The organism is Pseudomonas sp. GW704-F2 (assembly GCF_059423025.1).
In genome coordinates this window covers 51801-72171 of record NZ_JBWKXO010000010.1, presented here as the reverse complement: position 1 = coordinate 72171, position 20371 = coordinate 51801, and the positions used below count along the sequence as shown (strand labels likewise).

23 protein-coding genes are annotated in these 20371 nt (G+C 61.4%); 11 read left to right on the top strand and 12 right to left on the bottom strand.

Annotated elements, in window-relative coordinates; genetic code table 11:
- Nucleotides 1–23 precede the first annotated feature (23 nt).
- From ispF to rpoS, 6 genes are all read left to right on the top strand, one after another.
- Complete coding sequence (ispF, locus tag AC07W0_RS11100; RefSeq protein WP_017844763.1) at nt 24–497, top strand: 2-C-methyl-D-erythritol 2,4-cyclodiphosphate synthase; 474 nt, start codon at nt 24–26, stop codon at nt 495–497.
- Nucleotides 494–1552, top strand: coding sequence for a tRNA pseudouridine(13) synthase TruD (gene truD, locus AC07W0_RS11095; RefSeq protein ID WP_017844764.1), 1059 nt, complete (start codon nt 494–496; stop codon nt 1550–1552). Before ispF ends, truD begins: the two co-directional genes overlap by 4 nt.
- Nucleotides 1540–2289 carry a 5'/3'-nucleotidase SurE gene (surE, locus tag AC07W0_RS11090; protein ID WP_017844765.1) on the top strand — a complete coding sequence of 250 codons (750 nt, stop codon included), beginning with the start codon at nt 1540–1542 and terminating at the stop codon, nt 2287–2289. Before truD ends, surE begins: the two co-directional genes overlap by 13 nt.
- Before the next feature lie 41 nt (nt 2290–2330).
- The gene (locus tag AC07W0_RS11085; protein ID WP_169850588.1) at nt 2331–2966 is read left to right on the top strand and encodes a protein-L-isoaspartate(D-aspartate) O-methyltransferase; all 636 of its coding nucleotides are present in this window, start codon (nt 2331–2333) and stop codon (nt 2964–2966) included.
- Nucleotides 2967–3175: 209 nt separating this feature from the next.
- A complete protein-coding gene (locus AC07W0_RS11080; RefSeq protein ID WP_026139769.1) occupies nt 3176–4012 on the top strand; it encodes a peptidoglycan DD-metalloendopeptidase family protein in 837 nt (278 codons plus the stop codon).
- A 105-nt stretch (nt 4013–4117) separates the two neighbouring features.
- Nucleotides 4118–5122 carry an RNA polymerase sigma factor RpoS gene (rpoS, locus tag AC07W0_RS11075; protein WP_017844767.1) on the top strand — a complete coding sequence of 335 codons (1005 nt, stop codon included), beginning with the start codon at nt 4118–4120 and terminating at the stop codon, nt 5120–5122.
- A 190-nt stretch (nt 5123–5312) separates the two neighbouring features.
- Here the strand turns inward: rpoS and AC07W0_RS11070 are convergent, their stop codons facing one another.
- Complete coding sequence (locus tag AC07W0_RS11070; protein ID WP_002554837.1) at nt 5313–5522, bottom strand: cold-shock protein; 210 nt, start codon at nt 5520–5522, stop codon at nt 5313–5315.
- 399 nt (nt 5523–5921) lie between these two features.
- On the opposite strand from AC07W0_RS11070, the gene dcd reads away from it, so the two are divergent.
- Nucleotides 5922–6488 (top strand): dCTP deaminase, encoded by a 567-nt coding sequence (gene dcd / locus AC07W0_RS11065; protein WP_017844768.1) that lies wholly within the window; start codon nt 5922–5924, stop codon nt 6486–6488.
- Between the two features lie 107 nt (nt 6489–6595).
- Nucleotides 6596–6793: a hypothetical protein gene (locus tag AC07W0_RS11060; RefSeq protein WP_046490227.1), complete on the top strand. Its 198-nt coding sequence runs from the start codon at nt 6596–6598 to the stop codon at nt 6791–6793.
- Nucleotides 6794–7026: 233 nt separating this feature from the next.
- Here AC07W0_RS11060 and AC07W0_RS11055 read toward each other — a convergent pair whose 3' ends face one another.
- The 10 genes from AC07W0_RS11055 to AC07W0_RS11010 all read right to left on the bottom strand — a co-directional run bounded on the left by AC07W0_RS11055 (nt 7027) and on the right by AC07W0_RS11010 (nt 15686).
- Nucleotides 7027–7791, bottom strand: coding sequence for an ABC transporter ATP-binding protein (locus AC07W0_RS11055; protein ID WP_046384454.1), 765 nt, complete (start codon nt 7789–7791; stop codon nt 7027–7029).
- A gap of 13 nt (nt 7792–7804) precedes the next feature.
- On the bottom strand, nt 7805–8923 hold the full coding sequence (locus tag AC07W0_RS11050) for a succinylglutamate desuccinylase/aspartoacylase family protein (protein ID WP_017844771.1): 1119 nt from the start codon (nt 8921–8923) through the stop codon (nt 7805–7807).
- Nucleotides 8924–8932: 9 nt separating this feature from the next.
- On the bottom strand, nt 8933–9643 hold the full coding sequence (locus tag AC07W0_RS11045) for an ABC transporter permease (protein WP_017844772.1): 711 nt from the start codon (nt 9641–9643) through the stop codon (nt 8933–8935).
- Nucleotides 9640–10368 (bottom strand): ABC transporter permease, encoded by a 729-nt coding sequence (locus AC07W0_RS11040; protein ID WP_102617378.1) that lies wholly within the window; start codon nt 10366–10368, stop codon nt 9640–9642. Before AC07W0_RS11040 ends, AC07W0_RS11045 begins: the two co-directional genes overlap by 4 nt.
- Nucleotides 10369–10425: 57 nt before the next feature.
- A complete protein-coding gene (locus tag AC07W0_RS11035; protein ID WP_046384451.1) occupies nt 10426–11205 on the bottom strand; it encodes a transporter substrate-binding domain-containing protein in 780 nt (259 codons plus the stop codon).
- Between the two features lie 263 nt (nt 11206–11468).
- A complete protein-coding gene (locus AC07W0_RS11030) occupies nt 11469–13910 on the bottom strand; it encodes a penicillin acylase family protein (protein ID WP_102617379.1) in 2442 nt (813 codons plus the stop codon).
- A 102-nt stretch (nt 13911–14012) separates the two neighbouring features.
- Nucleotides 14013–14213, bottom strand: a complete 201-nt coding sequence (locus AC07W0_RS11025) for an SEC-C metal-binding domain-containing protein (protein WP_003189235.1) — start codon at nt 14211–14213, stop codon at nt 14013–14015.
- Nucleotides 14210–14692, bottom strand: coding sequence for an LEA/WHy family protein (locus tag AC07W0_RS11020; protein ID WP_046384449.1), 483 nt, complete (start codon nt 14690–14692; stop codon nt 14210–14212). The genes AC07W0_RS11025 and AC07W0_RS11020 overlap by 4 nt, the downstream gene beginning before the upstream one ends.
- A gap of 21 nt (nt 14693–14713) precedes the next feature.
- Complete coding sequence (locus AC07W0_RS11015; protein ID WP_017844777.1) at nt 14714–15184, bottom strand: YchJ family protein; 471 nt, start codon at nt 15182–15184, stop codon at nt 14714–14716.
- Between the two features lie 4 nt (nt 15185–15188).
- Nucleotides 15189–15686 carry a DUF6231 family protein gene (locus AC07W0_RS11010; RefSeq protein WP_017844778.1) on the bottom strand — a complete coding sequence of 166 codons (498 nt, stop codon included), beginning with the start codon at nt 15684–15686 and terminating at the stop codon, nt 15189–15191.
- A gap of 190 nt (nt 15687–15876) precedes the next feature.
- Here AC07W0_RS11010 and AC07W0_RS11005 point away from each other — a divergent pair, with 190 nt between their 5' ends.
- Nucleotides 15877–16572 carry a PA1041 family peptidoglycan-binding anchor lipoprotein gene (locus tag AC07W0_RS11005; protein ID WP_026139770.1) on the top strand — a complete coding sequence of 232 codons (696 nt, stop codon included), beginning with the start codon at nt 15877–15879 and terminating at the stop codon, nt 16570–16572.
- A 171-nt stretch (nt 16573–16743) separates the two neighbouring features.
- Entirely contained in the window at nt 16744–17502 is a 759-nt protein-coding gene (locus AC07W0_RS11000; RefSeq protein WP_017844780.1) for a hypothetical protein, read from the top strand.
- 102 nt (nt 17503–17604) lie between these two features.
- Here AC07W0_RS11000 and AC07W0_RS10995 read toward each other — a convergent pair whose 3' ends face one another.
- Complete coding sequence (locus AC07W0_RS10995) at nt 17605–18069, bottom strand: CopD family protein (protein ID WP_102617380.1); 465 nt, start codon at nt 18067–18069, stop codon at nt 17605–17607.
- 99 nt (nt 18070–18168) lie between these two features.
- Between AC07W0_RS10995 and dinG the strand changes: the two genes are divergently transcribed.
- Nucleotides 18169–20313 carry an ATP-dependent DNA helicase DinG gene (dinG, locus tag AC07W0_RS10990; protein WP_017844782.1) on the top strand — a complete coding sequence of 715 codons (2145 nt, stop codon included), beginning with the start codon at nt 18169–18171 and terminating at the stop codon, nt 20311–20313.
- Nucleotides 20314–20371 lie beyond the last annotated feature (58 nt).

The window sequence follows — 20371 nt, the reverse complement described above, 5'->3', positions numbered from 1 at the left end:
GAATTAAATCGGGGCGTTTTTTTATGCGTATTGGCCACGGCTACGATGTGCACCGTTTCGCTGAAGGCGATTTCATCACCCTGGGCGGCGTGCGGATCGCGCACCACCATGGGTTGCTGGCTCATTCCGACGGCGATGTCCTGTTGCACGCGTTGAGCGACGCCTTGCTCGGCGCCGCGGCGCTCGGCGATATCGGCAAGCACTTTCCGGACACCGACCCGACCTTCAAGGGCGCGGACAGCCGGGTATTGCTGCGCCATGTGGTCGGCCTGATCCACGCCAAAGGCTGGAAGGTCGGCAACGTCGATAACACCATCGTGGCCCAGGCGCCGAAAATGGCCCCCCACATCGAGTCGATGCGCGCGCTGATCGCGGCGGATCTGCACATTGAATTGGATCAAGTGAACGTGAAAGCCACCACCACCGAAAAGCTCGGGTTTACCGGTCGTGAAGAGGGCATCGCGGTACATTCCGTCGCTTTGTTGCTGCGCGCATGAACGACTTGCAACTGCTGGGCCCACGGGCCTATGGCGAGGCCTTGGGCAGCGCCGTGCTGAAGGCTACCGCGGAAGATTTCCAGGTCGACGAAGTGCTCGATATCCCGCTGAGCGGTGAGGGTGAGCACCTGTGGCTGTGGGTGGAAAAGCGTGGCCTCAACACCGAAGAAGCCGCGCGCCGGATCGCCAAGGCCGCCGGCGTGCCGTTGCGCACCGTCAGCTATGCCGGGCTCAAGGATCGCCAGGCGTTGACCCGCCAGTGGTTCAGTGTGCAACTGCCGGGCAAGGCCGATCCGGACCTGAGCGGCGCGGAAAACGACACCCTCAAGATCCTCAAGACCGGCCGCCACAAGCGCAAGCTGCAACGCGGTGCTCATTCGGCCAACGGTTTTACCTTGCGCCTGACGCAACTGGCGGGGGATCACGCGGCCATCGATGCGCGCTTGCAACTGATCGCCCAGCACGGCATTCCCAATTATTTCGGCACCCAGCGCTTTGGCCACAACGGCGGCAATGTGGTGGATGCGCGTGAGTGGGCGGCCCGCAAGGCCTTGCCGGAGCAGCGCAACGTGCGTTCGCGGTTGCTGTCGACGGCGCGCAGTTACCTCTTCAACAAAGTGTTGGCGGCCCGTGTCGCGGACGGTTCCTGGCAGCGTGCGCAGGTCGGCGATCTGCTGGCCTTCACCGACAGCCGCAGTTTTTTCCCGGCGGGGGAGGCTGAATGCAGCGACCCGCGCCTGGCGATCCTCGATCTGCACCCCACCGGACCGCAGTGGGGCGAAGGCGATTCGCCAGCCAGCGGTGCAACCCATGCGCTGGAGCAGGCGGTTGCTGCCAGTGAGGCCGACCTGCGCGATTGGCTGGTGAATGCCGGCATGAGCCAGGAACGTCGCATTCTGCGACTGCCCATTGGCGGGTTGACGTGGCATTATCCCGGGCCTGACATTCTGCAATTGGAATTCGTCCTGCCGGCCGGATGCTTCGCCACTGTCTTGGTGCGCGAGCTTGTTGATCTGGTGCCGGTGGGGCAGACGGACAGCCCATGCGTATTCTGATATCAAATGACGACGGTGCCACCGCACCCGGCCTCGCCGCGCTTCATGCTGCGCTGGCGGATTACGCCGAGTGCGTGGTGGTTGCCCCCGACCAGGACAAGAGCGGCGCCAGCAGTTCGCTGACGCTCGACCGTCCGCTGCACGTACACGTTCTGGCCAATGGCTATATCAGCGTGAACGGCACCCCCACCGACTGCGTACACCTGGCGATCAACAGTTTGTTGGATCAGGAGCCGGACTTGGTGGTGTCGGGCATCAACCTCGGCGCCAACCTGGGGGATGACGTGCTGTATTCCGGCACGGTGGCGGCAGCCCTGGAAGGGCGTTTCCTGGGGCGGACCTCGTTCGCCTTTTCGTTGACCTCGCGTCAGTTGGACAACCTGCCGACGGCCGCGCATTTCGCGCGCAAGCTGGTCGAGGCCCACGGTTCCCTCGATCTGCCACCCCGGACGGTGCTTAACGTCAATATCCCCAACTTGCCCCTCGAGCATATTCGCGGTATCCAGCTCACGCGCCTGGGCCATCGCGCCCGCGCGGCGGCGCCGTTGAAGGTGGTCGACCCGCGTGGCAAGGAAGGTTATTGGATCGCCGCTGCGGGCGATGCCGAAGACGGTGGGCCGGGCACTGACTTTCATGCGGTGATGCAAGGCTATGTATCGATTACCCCGTTGCAGCTCGATCGCACCTTCAGTGATGCCTTCAGTAGTCTCGATGGCTGGCTGGAGGACTTGCGCTGATGGCTCGTGAACAAGACGACCTGTTGCGTCGCGGCATCGGGATGACCTCCCAGCGCACCCGCGAGCGTCTGATCCAGCGCCTGTACGAAGAGGGCCTGTCCAACGCCCAGGTACTGGAAGTGATCCGGCGCACGCCCCGGCACCTGTTTGTCGATGAGGCCCTGGCCCATCGCGCCTATGAAGACACGGCGTTGCCGATCGGGCATAACCAGACCATTTCCCAGCCGTATATGGTTGCGCGCATGAGCGAGCTGCTGCTGGCGGCGGGCCCGTTGGACAAGGTGCTGGAGATCGGCACCGGTTCCGGCTACCAGACTGCCGTGCTGTCGCAGTTGGTAGAGCGCGTGTTCTCGGTGGAGCGCATCAAGGTGCTGCAGGATCGCGCCAAGGAACGCCTGGTGGAACTGAACCTGCGCAACGTGGTGTTCCGCTGGGGCGATGGCTGGGAAGGCTGGCCGGCGCTGGCGCCGTATAACGGCATCATCGTCACCGCGGTCGCCACCGATGTACCGCAGGCGTTGCTCGATCAACTGGCCCCTGGCGGTCGGCTGGTGATCCCGGTGGGTTCCGGCGAAGTGCAACAATTGATGCTCATTATCCGTGAAGACGAAGGCTTTTCCCGGCATGTGCTCGGCGCCGTGCGTTTCGTGCCGTTGCTCAATGGCCCGCTGGCCTGATCATTTATTCGCGAGCAGTGAATTCTGTTGGCGGCGATGTGTCTTACGGCGGGGTCTATAGAGTCAACATGATCGGTCGTTGGTTTTAAACGCGATGAATCTTTCGTTTCAGTCGTGTGCCAGTAAAAAGCCAATGCCCAGTTATACTTACGACATATTTCAAGCCTGATACAGGCATTCATGTTCAGCCACCACAAAGGGAGCGGCGGGTGAGTCTCACAGGTCTTGCGCAGCGTATGAGTAAAACAAGCTTTCAGCGACTGGTGCTTGGCCTTGTCTTGAGTTCCTTATTGGCGGCTTGTTCGAGCACGCCTTCCGGGGGCGCGAGGGTGGTTGATCGCACGAATGCCGCGCCGCAGAAGCCGACCGTGACCACGGGGCAGTATGTGGTGCGCAAGGGCGATACGCTGTTTTCGATTGCCTTCCGCTATGGCTGGGACTACAAGGCGCTCGCCGCGCGCAACAATATTCCGGTGCCCTACACGATACATCCGGGTCAGACGATTCGCTTCGATGGGCGCACCGGTTCAACACCGACATCAGTGGTGACAAACACCACATCTTCGCCCTCGTCCTCGAGCAAAACCACGATCATCACGCGGCCTGCAGGCAGCGCCGCGCCTGCGGTTGCGAGCAAGCCGGCAGCCGCGCCGCTGCCGCCTGCGGGGCCTGCGCCGACCGGCTGGGGATGGCCGTCGAACGGCGTATTGATTGGAAAATTCTCTTCAAACGGTAGTTTGAATAAAGGCATTGATATCGCCGGGGATTTGGGACAGCCTGTTTTAGCTGCATCTGATGGGACAGTGGTGTACGCCGGGAGTGGTTTGCGGGGCTACGGCGAGCTGGTCATCATCAAACACAGCGATACCTACGTCAGTGCTTACGGCCACAACCGTAGGCTGTTGGTTCGGGAGGGGCAGCAGGTCAAAGTCGGACAGACAATTGCCGAAATGGGGTCAACTGGTACAGACCGGGTGAAACTGCACTTTGAGATTCGCCGCCAAGGGAAACCTGTAGATCCTCTGCAATTCCTACCCCGTCGTTGATGTGTTGCCAGCCTGTTCCCTCACGTAGAAGGAACAGGCTCTAGCGTTGCCAAGGATAAAGGCGTCGCTTGAGCTTGAGGTCGAACTCACCAAAGGACTATAACAATGGCTCTCAGTAAAGAAGCGCCGGAGTTTGACATCGACGATGAGGTTCTCCTTACGGAGACCGGCATCGCTATGGAATCGATGTCGAATGAGGGAATGGCTGTACCTTCAGTTCGCACCAAATCCAAGAACTCCACTGCGTTAAAGCAACATAAGTACATTGACTACACGCGGGCGCTCGATGCGACCCAGCTGTACCTCAATGAAATCGGCTTTTCCCCTCTGCTGACTCCCGAAGAAGAAGTCCATTTTGCGCGCTTGTCGCAAAAGGGCGATCCGGCTGGGCGCAAGCGCATGATTGAAAGCAACCTGCGCCTGGTGGTGAAAATCGCCCGACGCTACGTCAATCGCGGGCTGTCACTGTTGGACCTGATCGAGGAGGGCAACCTGGGCTTGATCCGGGCGGTGGAGAAGTTCGACCCCGAACGCGGTTTCCGCTTCTCGACCTATGCCACCTGGTGGATTCGTCAGACCATCGAACGGGCGATCATGAATCAAACCCGCACGATCCGGTTGCCGATCCATGTGGTCAAGGAGCTCAACGTCTACCTGCGGGCGGCGCGTGAGCTGACACAAAAACTCGATCATGAACCCTCTCCCGAAGAAATCGCCAACCTGCTGGAAAAACCGGTGGGCGAGGTCAAGCGCATGCTCGGTCTTAACGAGCGCGTGTCTTCGGTCGACGTCTCGCTGGGCCCGGATTCGGACAAAACCCTGCTGGACACCCTGACGGATGATCGTCCGACAGACCCTTGCGAGCTGTTGCAGGACGATGATCTTTCCCAAAGCATTGACCAGTGGTTGTCGGAGCTTACGGACAAGCAGCGCGAGGTGGTGATTCGCCGCTTCGGCCTGCGCGGTCATGAGAGCAGCACCCTGGAGGATGTAGGCCTGGAGATCGGCTTGACCCGTGAGCGGGTGCGGCAGATCCAGGTAGAAGGGCTCAAGCGCTTGCGTGAGATCCTGGAGAAGAACGGCTTGTCGAGCGAGTCGTTGTTTCAGTAACGACGCAGTCTGAATGTGGGAGGGAGCTTGCTCCCGATGGCAGTGGATCAGTCACTGGATGTATTGACTGACCCACCGCCATCGGGAGCAAGCCCCCTCCCACATTTTTTGCGCTCATGCATGCCCAAATCCAAGGCATAAAAAAACCCCGCTTTTAAGGGCGGGGTTCTTTCGACTGAGTCAGTACAAGTTAGATAACTTGAACTTCTTCAGCTTGCATGCCTTTCTGACCGCGGGTAGCGATGAAAGAAACCTGTTGGCCTTCTTTCAGGCTTTTGAAGCCGTCGGATTGGATAGCTTTGAAGTGAACGAACAGGTCGTCACCGGATTGTGGAGTGATGAAGCCGAAGCCTTTTTCATCGTTGAACCACTTAACGGTACCAGTTTGGCGATTAGACATGGTGTATCTCCTTGGACAAAGTTAACTGCGACTCAGGAAAAGCCCTGGCCGAGACTGAGTGCAAAGAGCAGGAAAAATTCTTGGAGATGGTTGGATCGAAATTCAACATATCGTGTAGAGATTCTCAGTGACACAAGCAGCACAGTGGCGCCACCTTAACCCTTTTTCCGGAACGTGCCAATGGTATTTCCGAAGGTTTCTCTAATTTCGTGACTGGCGGTGGTATTTACGTCCGTCGCGCACGCCGATTCGGGTCCCGGCCCCAATGGGCGCGGCTTGTACAAGGCGGGCATTGATCAACACATTCGTCAACAAAAGCCCCACGCCCTTTGAACCCCAACGCCTGCCCCGGTAAGATGCCCAACAGAATTTTTCCACCTCGCTATCAGGACACCCGCCATGAGCATCAAATCGGACAAGTGGATTCGCCGCATGGCGCAAGAGCACGGCATGATCGAACCGTTCGTTGAGCGCCAGATCCGTGGTGACGACGCCGATCGCGTGATTTCGTATGGTGTTTCCAGCTACGGCTACGACGTGCGTTGTGCCGATGAGTTCAAGGTGTTCACCAATATCAACTCGGCGATCGTCGATCCGAAGAACTTCGACGAAAAGAGCTTCGTCGACGTCAAGAGCGACGTGTGCATCATCCCGCCCAACTCCTTCGCCCTGGCGCGCACCGTAGAGTTCTTCCGTATTCCCCGCGACGTGCTGACCATCTGCCTGGGTAAAAGCACTTACGCGCGCTGCGGCATCATCGTCAACGTGACGCCACTTGAGCCTGAGTGGGAAGGTCACGTCACCCTGGAATTCTCCAACACCACCACCCTGCCAGCGAAGATCTACGCCAACGAAGGCGTGGCGCAGATGCTGTTCCTGCAGTCCGATGAGGCCTGTGAAGTGTCCTACAAGGACCGTGCTGGCAAGTACCAGGGCCAGCGCGGCGTCACCTTGCCACGCGCTTGATCGAAAGCTCCTACGCGTAAAGGGAATTAGTCTGCGGAAAGTGACTCTATTGGGTGTACTGCTTCGGTGCGTGCAATGCGCGCCGAGCCACGCTTGAGGAGTACCTTATGAAACTCGACCCGCGAATCAGCGCCGAACTCGCCCGGCTTGAACCCAACCAGATTGGCGTGATGGCGTGGTCCCTGATGGCCGACCCTGCTTATGCGGGTGGTCTCCCCGGTCAACCTGACCCGGATTCCCCTGAGCCTACCGAACCTGGCGAACCGACCCTTCCGGACGAGCCGCCACCCGCGCCGATGGCCTGATGCCTGCAGATTGGAATGTGGTCAGTCCTTCCGCGGGCTGGCCATTTCTCCTGGCGGCCGATCACAAATATCCGCCGTGTTGCACTCAGTATCCCCAGCAAAGCCCCAAAACGCGGGCAGCGGGCCGCCTGCGCGCTTATCGTGGATTGCCGCGCTCAAGCGCATGGGCCGGCTGGGCGGGCTCTCAGAGCGCTTGGGCGGCGCCGGGGGCGCGTGGGAAGATCGGCGAAGGCTTACTTCAGATTGCCACTCAGGAACTGTTGCAGGCGCTCACTCTTCGGGTTGCCCAGCACATCCTCCGGCGTGCCTTGCTCTTCCACCAGGCCCTTGTGCAGGAACAGCACCTGGCTCGACACCTTGCGCGCAAAGCTCATTTCGTGGGTCACCATGATCATGGTGCGGCCTTCCTCGGCCAGGCCCTGGATCACCTTCAGCACTTCGCCCACCAGCTCCGGGTCGAGGGCCGAGGTGGGTTCGTCGAACAGCATCACTTCCGGTTCCATCGCCAGGGCGCGGGCGATGGCCACGCGTTGCTGCTGGCCGCCGGAGAGAAATGCCGGGTATTGATCGGCCACGCGGGCCGGCAGTCCGACTTTGTCCAGGTAGCGACGGGCACGCTCTTCGGCGTCTTTCTTACTGCAGCCCAGCACCCGGCGCGGGGCCATGGTGATGTTTTCCAGCACGCTCATGTGGCTCCACAGGTTGAAGTGCTGGAACACCATCGCCAGGCGTGTGCGCAGGCGCTGCAGCTCGGCATCGTCGGCCACGCGCATGCCGTGGCGGTCGCTGACCATGCGGATCGGCTTGTCATCGAGGGTCATCGCGCCGTCGTTGGGGGTTTCCAGAAAGTTGATGCAGCGCAGGAAGGTGCTCTTGCCCGAGCCGCTGGCGCCGATCAGGCTGATCACGTCACCGGTCTTGGCCTTGAGCGAGACGCCTTTGAGCACTTCATTGTCGCCATAGCTTTTATGCAGGCCTTCAACGGTCAGTTTGTACATGGGGCGTGCATCCTCAAGGCGAAAGTAGGTAGCCGCTGCGGTAGGCCTCTGAACCTGCGACATGGCCGATGACCATCCCCGCAGTGGCCATGCGCCGTAGCGAACGGGCGTAAAGCAGGCCGGCGTTTTGACAATGCACAGGCGTTACGCGGTCAGTAATGGGGTCGATGATTTCGGCGATCAGTTGCCCGGCTTCGAGGTACTCGCCGGGCAAGGCACTGAACACCAGCAGGCCGCCGACCGGCGTCGCCACCGGTTCGACTCCCGCCAGCGGGGTGGCCGGGTAGGGCAGGGCGGGCAGCGGTGCCACGTCGCCGGCAATCGCGCCGAAGTGAATCAGGTAGTCGATGATCGCCTGGCAGTCGAGGCCGGCCAGGCCGTGGTTGACGTCACCCTGGCCGCGCAGCTCGACGGTCACCGAAAAGCTGCCCATGGGGATCGGGAAGCGCTCGCCGAAGCGTTGCTGCAATTGCCACCACACCAGGCTGAAGCACTCATCGAAAGATTGCCCGCCGGAATCGGTGGCCAGCAAGTTGGCCTCCGAGCCGATATAGCGCGCCAACGGCTCCACCTGCGGCCAGGCCTCGGGCGTGGTGTACAGGTGCGCCACGGCTTCGAAATCGCAATGCAGGTCGAGCACCATGTCGGCATCGCAAGCCAGGCGTTGCAGCACCAGGCGCTGGGACTGCAACTGCGTCGCGGCGGTTTGTGCGGCCAACGCGGTGGAGAGTGCCGTGCGGATCAATTCGACGTTGCGCTGGGGATCATCCCCGAGCACATCCTCGACCCGATCGCCCACCTCTTCACTGAGGTCGACAAACAGGCGATTGAAGTTCTGCCCGCTTTCCAGCTCATAGCGGCCCAGCGGGATGTCCATCAACACTTGTTCGAGGCCCGCCGGGTTGGCGATCGGCACCAGCACGATCTCGCTGCGCAAGCGCCCGGCGGCGGCCAGTTGCGCCAGGCGCGCCTTGAGGTGCCAGGCCACCAGCATGCCCGGCAATTCATCGGCATGCAGTGACGACTGGATGTAGACCTTGCGTTCGGCCAGCTCCGGGCCGAAGTGGAAACTGTGAATCTGCCGTGCCGTGCCAGGCACGGGCGCGATCAGTTCATGAACCTGATGACGCATGAAGGCTCCTTAGTGGCTCGGCCCGAGGAAGGCCAGCCAGCGGCGCTCCGCCAGACGAAACAGACCGACCAGGGCAAAGGTCACGGTCAGGTAGATCAGCGCAGCGATGCCGAACGATTGAAAGGTGAGGAACGTGGCCGAGTTGGCGTCCCGGGCCACTTTGAGAATGTCCGGGATGGTCGCGGTAAACGCCACTGTCGTCGAGTGCAGCATCAAAATCACTTCGTTGCTGTAGTACGGCAATGAACGGCGCAGGGCCGACGGCATGATGACATAGGCGTACAGCTTCCAGCCGCTGAGGCCATAGGCTTTGGCCGCTTCGACTTCGCCGTGGGCCATGCTGCGGATCGCCCCGGCGAAAATCTCGGTGGTGTAGGCGCAGGTGTTGAGGGCAAACGCCAGGACTGTGCAGTTCATCGCATCGCGAAAGAACGCATCCAGCACCGGTTGGGCGCGCACGGCGGCGATGCTGTAGATGCCGGTGTAACAGATCAGCAGTTGGATATAGAGCGGCGTGCCGCGAAACAGGTAGGTGTAGAACTGCACCGGCCAGCGCACCAAGGGATTGCGCGACACCCGGGCGATGGACAGCGGAATCGACACCAGGAAGCCGATCACCAGCGAGGCGCTGAGCAACCACATGGTCATGGCCAGGCCGGTGATGTGCTGGCCGTCGCTGTAAAGGAATGGGCGCCAGTATTCCTGCAAGAGTTCGATCATCGCACGGCCTCCCGCGAGCCTGCCGAATAGCGACGTTCAAGACGGCGCAGGACAAAGTTGGACGCACTGGTGATCAGCAGGTAGATCAGTGCGGCGACCACCAGGAAGTAAAACAGTTGATAGGTGCTCTTGCCGGCATCCTGCGCGGCCTTGACCAGATCCGCGAGGCCGATGATCGACACCAGTGCGGTGGCCTTGAGCATCACCATCCAGTTGTTGCCGATGCCCGGCAGGGCAAAGCGCATCATTTGCGGGAAGGTCACGTAGCGAAACCGCTGCCCGCGCTTGAGGCCGTAAGCCGTGGCGGCTTCCAGTTGACCGCGGGGCACCGCGAGGATCGCGCCGCGAAAGGTTTCGGTGAAGTACGCACCGTAAATAAAGCCCAGGGTGATCACCCCGGCGCTGAATGGGTCGATTTCGATGTATTCCCATTCCATGAAGTCGGTAAGACCGGTCAGCCAGGTTTGCAGGCTGTAGAAAATCAGCAGCATCAGCACCAGGTCGGGCACGCCACGAATCAGCGTGGTGTAGAGCTGGGCGGGAATGCGCAGGAAGGGCAGGCTGGACAGTTTGGCGCTGGCGCCGAGCAGGCCCAGCAACACGCTGACGGCCAGGGACAGCACCGACAACTTGAGGGTCATCCAGGTGCCTTGCAGCAACAGCGGGCCGAAACCCTTCAAACTGAACGCGCTCAGTCCGAGGGTTTGCAACAGTTCTTCGAACATAAATCAGGACCTATGGCGATAAAAAAGCGCCCCTCGCGGGAAGGGGCGCCCCAGGCATTATTTGCCGCTGTACAGGTTCAGATCGCCAAAGTGTTTCTTCTGGATGCTGGCGTAGGTGCCATCATCGTGTAACGCTTTGATACCTTTATCCAAAAGGGCCTTCAGCTCAGTGTTACCTTTTTTGATACCGACCGCGGTTTTCGACGGCAGCAATGGGTCGTCGATGGCCGCGCTGACTTCGTAACCGGCACCGGCCGGCGACTTCAGGAAGCCCAGTTCGGCTTGCAGCATGTCCTGCACGGACGCGTCGAGACGGCCGGAGGTCAGGTCAGCGTAGACCTGGTCCTGGTTGGCATAAGCCTTGGTCGTCACGCCGGCCTTGTCCAGCACGGCCTTGGCGTAGGCTTCCTGGATGGTGCCTTGCTCGTAGCCCACGGTTTTGCCCTTGAGCGACTCAGGCGTGGAGTAGCCGGCACCCTTCTTGAATACCAGCGAAGTCGGGCCGGAGAACAGTTCGTTGGAGAAGTCGATGGCCTTCATGCGGGCTTCGGTGACGGTCATGGACGAAATCACACCGTCGAATTTGTTGGCTTTGAGGCCTGGAATCATGCCGTCGAAGTCGCTTTCGACCCACTTGCACTTGACCTTCAGTTCGGCGCAGATCGCATTGCCCAGGTCGATGTCGAAGCCCACCAGGCTGCCGTCAGCGGCTTTGGACTCGAACGGCGCGTAGGAAGGATCGACACCAAAACGCAATTCCTTGTATTCCTTGGCCAAGGCGGAACCAGCGGCCATGCACAGAGCCAGTGCAGAAAGGGTCAGCAATGCTTTTTTCATTATGTAATCCCTGGAAACCAAGATAAGCGCTTGTGGCGCGTTTAGGACTGTTACTGAACGGTGTCAGACGGATCACAAGTAGCAATTTCTGCACCATAGTTCCGAATGCAGCTCCGAATGATCGTTTTAAAAGGTGGGAAGAGGGAGCTATGAGTATAGGAGGTGCCCGAAAATGGGCATGAAAAATAGGCTGCACTATTTTGGATCGAGCGCAGATTAAAAAATGTGGGAGCAGGCAAGCCTGCTCCCACCTGTTGGTACGGTTATTTGCCGGGCGTGAGGGTCAGCCTGGCTTTCCCATACACCTTGTCAAAGTTCTGCGGCTGCATTGGGAAGCTCAGGTATTGCGCCTTGAGCGACGGATCGATGCCATTGGCATAGTTCGGGCTGACCGGGTTGCCGGACTGGCCGATACCGCCCTGGCCCGTCATCGGTTCTGCCTGGCCGAAGTCGACAATCATGCGCAGTGCCGGCACTTGGGTGGTGTCGAAACTCTCCCCCCAGTTGTACGGCGCCGGGTTCAGGGTGTTGTGGTCGCCGCCGCTGGCCAGCGGGCCGCGGATCACCTGGCCATTGCGGTTCTTCCAGGTGGTGCTGTGCAGTTTGCCCCACTGCCAGGCCTTGTGATCGGTACCCAGTTGGCTGTCGCCGACAGTGATCGCGGCGGCCAGGCTGCGGGCGAGGATCGTCGGCTTGTCTTCTTTCTGCGCAGTGCGGACATCGTCCCAGAACGGGCTGTCTTCACGGCCCAGCAGGTGGTCGGCCTGGGCGGCGTAGGACAGGCTCGCGTTGCTGACAAAGGCTTTCCAGCTGGCGCTGTTTTGCGGGCCGAGTTCGTCGAGGAAGATCTGTTTGCTGCTTTCCTGCAGGAACAGCTCATACATCGCTGCGTCGGCGGACGTTGGCGCCAGGCGACCGTCAAACGCCATCAGACGATTCAGCGCTTCACGGGCCTTGGCCTGTTCGGCCGCGGGGAGCGCAGCGATCGCCTGTTTCAGCGGCTGTGCCATGCCTGGCGCCTGGAACATGTTCTTGAGCTTGGCGGCGAACGTGGTGGTCTGGTCGTATTGCATGGCGATCATGCTGCGGCTGTCATGCTTGCCGGCATTGGCCAATTGCGCCAGGCGCTCGCTGCGCTCCGGAGCGTCCCAGGAGTTGGACAGTTGCATGCCATAACCGCGCGGCGCGGTACGCTGGTTGGCGGTGCCGATCCAGCCTTGGGCCGGGTCCTGGTCATAAGGGTGCAGCATCGCGTCGGCGTAACCGTCCCAGTCGAAGCGCGCATCCCAGCCCGGCGAGGGCAGCAGGCCTTCGCCTTCGCGGCGGTTGGGGAAGCGCCCGGTAACCTGCCAGCCGATGTTGCTGGCGTCGGCGAACACCATGTTCAAGGCGATGGCGCGGATTTCCCGGGTCGCATCCGAGGCCTTGGCGGCGTTTTGCGCGCGGGACAGGTCGAAGAACGCATCAAGGCTCTTGTCGTCCTTGAAGTTCGCCGTTTGCAGGGCCAGGCCCAGCCCGCTGGTCAGCGCCTGGCTGCTGTTGAGCAGGGCGCCGTGGCGGGTTTCGTACACCACCTCACGAATCGAGCGTTGGCCTTTGATGAAAAAGGTCTCGTTGCGCACAGCGGCCGGTAGCCATTTACCGTTGTTCTCGTAGTACAGCGCGCTGCCCTGGCGTTTGACCTTTTCCAGGAACAGGTCCTGGGTGTCGCCCTTGACCGTGCTCATGCTCCACGCCACTTTGCCGTTGAAGCCGGACAACAAGGTCGGCAGGCCGGCGATCGAGGCGCCGACGGCCTGGTATTTCGGTGCGCGGATCTGCACGTAGTTCCATGGCGACGGGGCTTGCGGCTGGGCGGCGAGGTCGTTGGCCAGCAGGCTCTTGCCGCTGCGGCTGCGTTGCGGGCCGATGGCCCAGTTGCTCGAAGTGGTCACCGCCAGTGAGTTGAGGCTGCTCAGTTGCTGGCTGACCGTGTCCAGCCCGGCCAGGCCGGTGATCTGGCTCAGGTTCACGCCCTTGAGCTTGTCGGCTTCGGCCAGGGGGATCGGCTCGTCCGGCGCGCTTGGGGTGAGCCAGGCGAGTTTGTCGACACCGACCTTTTGCGCGAGCACCAGCGATGACAATTCTTCCTGCAGGTTGGCCGACTCGCTGAAATTCAGCAGGCAGAACAACAGCGCCGAATCTTCCGGCTTCCAGTACTCGGGTTTGTAACCGGTCTGGGCCAGGTCCGGCGGCAGCTTGTCGCGGTAGCGGAACAGGTAGGCGTTGACGCCACGGGCATACACTTCAAAGAAGCGCTTGAGGCGCGGCGACGAGGCGTTGTAGAGCTCGCCGGCGCTTTTTTTCAGGTTGACCGCGCGCATGAAACGGTCGACATCCAGCACCTCGGGGCCGGACATTTCCGCCAGACGGCCCTGGGCCAGCAGGCGCAACGTGACCATCTGCGTGATGCGGTCGCTGGCATGCACATAGCCGAGGCTGAACAGCGCGTCGTGGAAGGTATTGCTTTCAATCAGCGGTATGCCCTGGGCATTGCGGCGTATCGAAACATTCTGCGCGAGGCCCTTGATCGGCTGGACGCCGGTAACGGGGGGCAGGGTGTCCTGGGTGTTCTGGAGCTGGCAACCGGCCAGGCTTAATGCACTGGCCACTGCCGCGGCAACGCCGAACCGGGGAAGAAAATGTGAAAGGGCTGGCGAGGCCATGGCAAAGCTCCTGCGGGGGGTAGCGTCAGTAAAGGCGCTACGTTAGTGAGCGCGGTGAAACGACGCAAGCAGGAGCTAAAGCTTATTTTCAGTAGCCAGGTTTCAAGCGCCGTGGCACTTCTTGAATTTCTTCTCGCTGCCGCACGGGCATGGATCGTTGCGGCCAACGTCTTTCAGGGCGTTGCGCACCGGCTCCTGGTGAGCGTGGCCGCAGTTCGGGCCGTGGACATGGCCGTGGTCGTGATCATGGTGATCGTGATCGTGGTTGCAGTCAGGACCATGGACATGGGGTTGCTGAGTCATCGATGTCGCTCCGGAATAAAATCGCCGGGGATTATCTCGCCATTGTGGTCCACGCGCACGTCATTACCGATGAATAATCCGGTTTTCAGCTCGCCTTCCAGCCGATAAGGCACGGGCCGGTCGGGGTTTTTCAGCATCTGCACGACGTCACGGATCTGCGGCCAGAGGTTGGTGCGTACCGAGATCTTGAAAAAGGCGTGGCCACGCGGCGGCACGGTGAGCCATTCGTTGGATTCGCCTTCGGTCAGCAGCAAGCGACCCAGGGTGACCTTGTAGATCAGGCCGCGCACCGTGAGGTCGGCGTCGTCGCGGTTATCCACGCGGAAATACAGCTTGAACTTCTGTTCGAGCAACTTGGCCCGCACCACTTCGACCTTCACCAGGGCGACGTGGGGCGGTGGGGCGTCGTCCTCGAACCATGAGGCGCAGCCGCTCAAGCCAAGGGTCAACGCCAGCAACAAGCTGTAAGTGCGGAGCATGGCGCGATCCCTGTGAGGTGGTTAGAGGTAGCTGGAGCAACACTTCTTGAACTTCTGCCCACTCCCGCAGACGCATGCATCATTGCGTCCGGCCTTCACTTCCACGGTGGGGTCGATGAAGTACCAGTGTCCCTCATTCTGTACGAAAGAGGACTGTTCGCGGTGGCTGTGTTCGCCGGTGCTGTCATGCCAGCGCGCGGTAAACGTCACGAACGCATGTTCCGGCTGGCCGCCGAACACCTCGGAGCTTTCCACTTCCAGGCCGAGCCAGGTGCTCTGGGCGCTCCAGGTGGCGATGGCATCACGGTCCAGGCCGGCCTGCTGCGCAGGCAACGTGGTAGCCACCAGGTAGTCCACCAGGCCCAGTACGTAGGCGCTGTAGCGCGAGCGCATCAGCGCGGTGGCGCACGGCGCCGGGTGGCCGGCGTGATAATGGCCGCAGCACGCGTCCAGCAGGTTGCCGCTGCCACAGGGGCAAATGGATGTACTCATCGGGTTACCACCAATACTTTCCGAAGTTTTCCGGGTTGGCCCAGAAGCGGGCGTTGAGCCAGTCCGGCACCTGTTTATAGTCAAGCAGATCATAGGTAAACAGCGTCAGTACCTGCTCATCGCGCTGGAAGCGCTCGCCGGCCTGCAGGGCCAGGGAGAAGAAGTCAGTGTCTTTCCAGTCGCAGGCACCCAGGTCGACCAGCACCGCAATGCGGCTGGCATTGAGGTTGCGGATGCCGCCCAGCAGGGTCAGGCCTTGTGGTTTTGACAGGTGCTCCAGGCAATCGACCACCAGCGCCAGGTCAAAACGCTGCGCCGCGAGGTCCGCCGGCAGCGCGCCAGGCGTCGCGACGGACACCTGAGTCTCAGGGTGCGCCTTTTGAAAGGCCTCCAGCGCCGGGAACTGGCTGGCACCCAACAGCAACAGGCGTTTGGGCTGGTGCAAATCGAGCAAGGCAGCCAGGGCTTGCTGGGGTGTACGGGAAGAAATACCAGCGGTCATCAGAGATCCTCACATCAGGACCCTAGAGACTAGCGCGGCTGAGCGTGCGGGCCTAGAGCGGGTGGTTGCGAAAAGTCCTTCAAGTACGCCCATCCTCAATGAATCCGGGGGTGTGACGTACTGGCGCAGTTGAAAGGAGCGGTCTTTACTCCACCCATCGGCCCCTGCCGATCCCCTCAGGAGAAATCAAATGAGCATCATGCGGACAGCTCTACCCTTGGTTCTGCTCACCGGAGTATTGACAGGTTGTGCAGGTTTGCAAAAAACCGATTGGCCCACCTGCGCCGCCGTGGGCGGCGTGACCGGTGCGGCGATCGGTGCGACGGAAAGCTCAGCCTATGCCGGCTACGGCGCGTTGTTGATCGGCGGCATGGCCGGCGCCTATTGCTGGGTACACGGCGATGGTGACGAAGACGGCGACGGCGTGCCGGACAGCCGCGACAAGTGCCCCGGCACGCCGAAAGGCGTACAGGTCGATGCCAATGGTTGCCCTCCTGCGCCACCCGCGGCGGTGGTTGAAGAGGTGGTTGTGGTCAAGGAAGAAACCATCGTGATTCGCGATGTCCACTTCCAGTTCGACTCGGCGAAGCTGACGGCGGCGGATAAAACCGCGCTCGACACCATCGCCACCCGCCTGAAACGCGAAGCCCCGAGCGCCCAGTTGCGGGTCAGCGGGCATACCGACAGCGTCGGCAAGGACGCCTACAACCAGACACTCTCGGAAAAACGCGCACATTCGGTGACGGACTACCTGATCGGCGCCGGTGTGCCTCGCAGTAACTTCGTGTCGGTGACCGGTGCGGGCGAAAGTCATCCGGTGGCTGACAACAAAACCGCTGAAGGCCGTGCCCTGAACCGCCGCGTAGAAATCCAGATCAACCGCTGACAGGCCTTGCCCCTGTGGGATTCCACAGGGGCATCGTTGGCGATCCTCGCTGAAACTGCCGCCTTCTCAAGTTTTTTGATCCTTCACTGGCAAATCGCCTGTAGAAGTCGTTACTGTGCGCCCAAAGAAAAATTTGAAATAACAAATTCCCCATCACTCAGGAGCCCCATGATGCGTAAGGTTTTTCTGTTGGCCCTGTTGGTCAGCCCCGTTGCCCTGGCCCAGAGCGTGAGTGTTGAAACCAACTCGTTGATGCGCTTGCCCAGCAGTACCGGCGTATTGCAGCTGGAACGCCTGGACGTCGCGGACTACGGCACGTTGCTCATCCCGGCCACGATCAGCCAGATCTCGGTGGATGAGTTGCACCTGGGCCGCGAAGCACGCATCGCCATCGCTCCGGGGAGCACCGGGCTGCAATTGCAGGCGCGGCATGCGCAACTGGAACATGGCAGCCAGATCACCTCGCGTGGCGCTCCCGGTACCCACGAAAAACCAGCCAGGGCCGGACGTGACCTGACCTTGCGCATCAATGCCCTGACGGCGCAGGAACTGTCGGTGGATGCCCGTGGTGGCGCTGGCGCCCAAGGTTATGCCGGGCTGGACGGCGCCAACGGCGAAGACCCTGGTTGCACTTGGGGCTCCGCTGGGCGCGGCGCCAACGGTGATAACGGTGGCGACGGGTTGCCTGGCGCGGCGGGTGCGCAGGTGCGGGTCGAACTGCCGCAGGACTTCCCAAGCGACAAGATCAAGGTCTGGGTCGATGGCGGCGCGGGCGGTTTGGCGGGGACGGCGGGCAAGCCTGGGCGTGGTGGGCAATCCAAGGGTTGCCTGGTGTACCGCGCCGATGGTGGCGAGAAAGGCCGGCCAGGGGTGGAAGGGCAGCCGGGACCGGCCGGGCCTGCGGGAACTGTGACCATTCAGCGACTTTGAGTCGTTCGATCTGACGTCATCGGGAGCAAGCCCCCTCCCACATTTGGAATGCATTTCAAATGTGGGAGGGGGTGTGCTCCCGATGGCCGTTTAAGGCCCGTCTCAGAACATCGGCCGCGCCGACGCAATCGCGACCAGCAGCAACCCAACGATCAGGTTAATGCCCACCAACTTGCGGATCTGCCCCAGTGCAGCCGCACCCGCCGGCCAATCCTCAGCCGCCACCGCTGTGCGCAATTCGGGGAACTTCAACGCCTGGATGCGGATGAACAGCGCCGTCATCACCACATACAAGCCCATCATCACCTGCACGTAACGCGGTGCGGTTTCAAACCCGCTGAAGCGCAGTTGCAACAGGCCGACACCGCTGATCGGCAAAACCAGCACCGCCACCCAAACCCACACGAAAAAACGTTGAAACACATTCGCCCACAGCTTGAGCCGGGCAGGGCCCTCGAGGGCCGCCACAGCGGCCGGGCGCAGGATCATCCAGGCGAAAAACATGCCGCCGACCCAGATCAGGGCGGCCAATACATGCAGGGTGTAAACGAGGCTGAACACGGTCATTGCGGTACTCCGTTCTGCGCGGGATTAATTAGCGGGGTATGATAGCGGTCGATCCGAACCACTGAAAATTTATCCAGCGTTTTTTGCGCCCGACTATCCATGATCAGCACTGAACTCAAAACCACGATCCAGGGCGCCTATTCGCGTTTTCTCGAAGCCAAGAGCTTGAAACCGCGCTACGGCCAACGCCTGATGATCGCCGAAGTGGCCAAGGTCCTCGGGGATATCGACACCGACGACGAAGGCCGGCGCAGCGGTGACCCCGCGGTCGTGGCCGTCGAGGCCGGCACCGGTACCGGCAAGACCGTGGCCTACAGCCTGGCGGCGATTCCCACCGCCAAGGCCGCCGGCAAGCGCCTGGTGATCGCCACCGCCACCGTCGCCCTGCAGGAGCAGATCGTCTACAAAGACCTGCCCGACCTGATGCGCAACAGCGGCCTGAACTTCACCTTCGCCCTGGCCAAGGGCCGTGGCCGCTATATGTGCCTGTCCAAGCTCGACGTGCTGCTGCAGGAAGGCCACGCGCAAACCGCCACGGCCTCCTTGTTCGAAGAAGAAGGCTTCAAGATCGAAGTCGATGAAGTCAGCCAGAAGCTGTTTACCAGCATGATCGAAAAACTGGCCGGGAATAAATGGGACGGCGACCGCGACAGCTGGCCCACCGCCCTGGAAGACGCCGATTGGGCGCGCCTGACCACCGACCACAGCCAATGCACCAACCGTCATTGCCCCAACTTCGGCCAGTGCGCCTTCTATAAAGCGCGCGAAGGCATGGGCAAGGTCGACGTGATCGTCACCAACCACGACATGGTCCTCGCCGACCTGGCCCTGGGCGGCGGCGCCGTGCTGCCGGACCCGCGCGACACGCTCTACGTATTCGACGAAGGCCACCACCTGCCCGACAAGGCCATCGGCCACTTCGCCCATTACACGCGCCTGCGCTCCACCGCCGACTGGCTGGAGGCCACCGCCAAGAACCTCACCAAACTGCTGGCCCAGCACCCGCTGCCCGGCGACCTGGGCAAGCTGATCGAACAGGTGCCGGAACTGGCGCGGGAGATCAAGACCCAGCAGCAGTTCATGTTCAGCGCCTGCGAGCAGGTTGCCGACTTCAAGCCCGGCGAAGACGTCGAAGGCCGCGAGCGCCCGCGCCATCGCTTTGTCGGCGGGCTGATCCCCGAGCACATGCGTGAAATGGGCGTCGAACTGAAGAAGGGTTTTTCGCGCCTGACCGACCTGTTCACCCGCCTGACCGACCTGCTCAAGGAAGGCATGGACGGCGAGGTCAACATCGGCATCGCCAGCAACCAGGCCGAGGAATGGTACCCACTGTTCGGCAGCCTGTTGTCCCGCGCCCAGGGCAACTGGGAGTTGTGGACGGCCTTCACCGTCGAAGACCCGGAAGACAACCCGCCCATGGCCCGTTGGCTGACCCTGTCGGAAAGCGGTGCGCTGTTCGATATCGAGGTCAACGCCAGCCCGATCCTTGCGGCGGAAATGCTGCGGCGCAACCTGTGGAACGTGGCGTATGGCTGCCTGGTCACCTCGGCCACGCTGACCGCCCTGGGCACCTTCGACCGCTTCCGCATGCGCGCCGGCCTGCCGAAAAAAGCCGTCACCGCCGTGGTGCCGAGCCCGTTCCATCACGCTAACGCCGGTGTGCTGCGCGTGCCTGACCTCAAGGCCGACCCTCGGGATGCGCCGGCCCACACCGCCGCGATCATCCGTGACTTGCCGGAGCTGGTCGAAGGTTCACGCGGCACCCTGGTGCTGTTCTCGTCGCGCAAACAGATGCAGGACGTGTTCGACGGCCTCGACCGCGACTGGCGCAAGCAGGTGTTTATCCAGGGCAACCTGTCCAAGCAGGAAACCCTGAACAAGCACAAGGCGCGGGTCGATGGCGGCGATTCCAGTGTGCTGTTCGGCCTGGCGAGCTTTGCCGAAGGCGTGGACTTGCCCGGTGCCTACTGCGAACACGTGGTGATCGCCAAGATCCCGTTCTCGGTGCCGGATGACCCGGTCGAGGCCGCGTTGGCCGAGTGGATCGAGGCCCGTGGCGGCAACCCGTTCATGGAAATCTCGGTGCCGGATGCGTCCCTGAAGCTGGTACAGGCCTGCGGACGCTTGCTGCGGACCGAAGAAGACCGGGGCACCATCACCTTGCTGGACCGCCGTCTGGTCACGCAGCGCTATGGCAAGGCCATCCTGAATGCCTTGCCGCCGTTCCGGCGCGAAATTTCTTAAGCCACAGTGGGCAAAATCGCCCACTTCGTGGTCTATCTCACTGCCATCGCATTATGTC

Excerpts from the sequence above, each read along its gene's own strand:
- ispF (WP_017844763.1), top strand. The coding sequence starts at position 24 with ATGCGTATTGGCCACGGCTACGATGTGCACCGTTTCGCTGAAGGCGAT.
- truD (WP_017844764.1), top strand. The coding sequence starts at position 494 with ATGAACGACTTGCAACTGCTGGGCCCACGGGCCTATGGCGAGGCCTTG.
- surE (WP_017844765.1), top strand. The coding sequence starts at position 1,540 with ATGCGTATTCTGATATCAAATGACGACGGTGCCACCGCACCCGGCCTC.
- AC07W0_RS11085 (WP_169850588.1), top strand. The coding sequence starts at position 2,331 with ATGACCTCCCAGCGCACCCGCGAGCGTCTGATCCAGCGCCTGTACGAA.
- rpoS (WP_017844767.1), top strand. The coding sequence starts at position 4,118 with ATGGCTCTCAGTAAAGAAGCGCCGGAGTTTGACATCGACGATGAGGTT.
- AC07W0_RS11070 (WP_002554837.1), bottom strand. The coding sequence starts at position 5,522 with ATGTCTAATCGCCAAACTGGTACCGTTAAGTGGTTCAACGATGAAAAA.
- dcd (WP_017844768.1), top strand. The coding sequence starts at position 5,922 with ATGAGCATCAAATCGGACAAGTGGATTCGCCGCATGGCGCAAGAGCAC.
- AC07W0_RS11060 (WP_046490227.1), top strand. The coding sequence starts at position 6,596 with ATGAAACTCGACCCGCGAATCAGCGCCGAACTCGCCCGGCTTGAACCC.
- AC07W0_RS11055 (WP_046384454.1), bottom strand. The coding sequence starts at position 7,791 with ATGTACAAACTGACCGTTGAAGGCCTGCATAAAAGCTATGGCGACAAT.
- AC07W0_RS11050 (WP_017844771.1), bottom strand. The coding sequence starts at position 8,923 with ATGCGTCATCAGGTTCATGAACTGATCGCGCCCGTGCCTGGCACGGCA.
- AC07W0_RS11045 (WP_017844772.1), bottom strand. The coding sequence starts at position 9,643 with ATGATCGAACTCTTGCAGGAATACTGGCGCCCATTCCTTTACAGCGAC.
- AC07W0_RS11040 (WP_102617378.1), bottom strand. The coding sequence starts at position 10,368 with ATGTTCGAAGAACTGTTGCAAACCCTCGGACTGAGCGCGTTCAGTTTG.
- AC07W0_RS11035 (WP_046384451.1), bottom strand. The coding sequence starts at position 11,205 with ATGAAAAAAGCATTGCTGACCCTTTCTGCACTGGCTCTGTGCATGGCC.
- AC07W0_RS11030 (WP_102617379.1), bottom strand. The coding sequence starts at position 13,910 with ATGGCCTCGCCAGCCCTTTCACATTTTCTTCCCCGGTTCGGCGTTGCC.
- AC07W0_RS11025 (WP_003189235.1), bottom strand. The coding sequence starts at position 14,213 with ATGACTCAGCAACCCCATGTCCATGGTCCTGACTGCAACCACGATCAC.
- AC07W0_RS11020 (WP_046384449.1), bottom strand. The coding sequence starts at position 14,692 with ATGCTCCGCACTTACAGCTTGTTGCTGGCGTTGACCCTTGGCTTGAGC.
- AC07W0_RS11015 (WP_017844777.1), bottom strand. The coding sequence starts at position 15,184 with ATGAGTACATCCATTTGCCCCTGTGGCAGCGGCAACCTGCTGGACGCG.
- AC07W0_RS11010 (WP_017844778.1), bottom strand. The coding sequence starts at position 15,686 with ATGACCGCTGGTATTTCTTCCCGTACACCCCAGCAAGCCCTGGCTGCC.
- AC07W0_RS11005 (WP_026139770.1), top strand. The coding sequence starts at position 15,877 with ATGAGCATCATGCGGACAGCTCTACCCTTGGTTCTGCTCACCGGAGTA.
- AC07W0_RS11000 (WP_017844780.1), top strand. The coding sequence starts at position 16,744 with ATGCGTAAGGTTTTTCTGTTGGCCCTGTTGGTCAGCCCCGTTGCCCTG.
- AC07W0_RS10995 (WP_102617380.1), bottom strand. The coding sequence starts at position 18,069 with ATGACCGTGTTCAGCCTCGTTTACACCCTGCATGTATTGGCCGCCCTG.
- dinG (WP_017844782.1), top strand. The coding sequence starts at position 18,169 with ATGATCAGCACTGAACTCAAAACCACGATCCAGGGCGCCTATTCGCGT.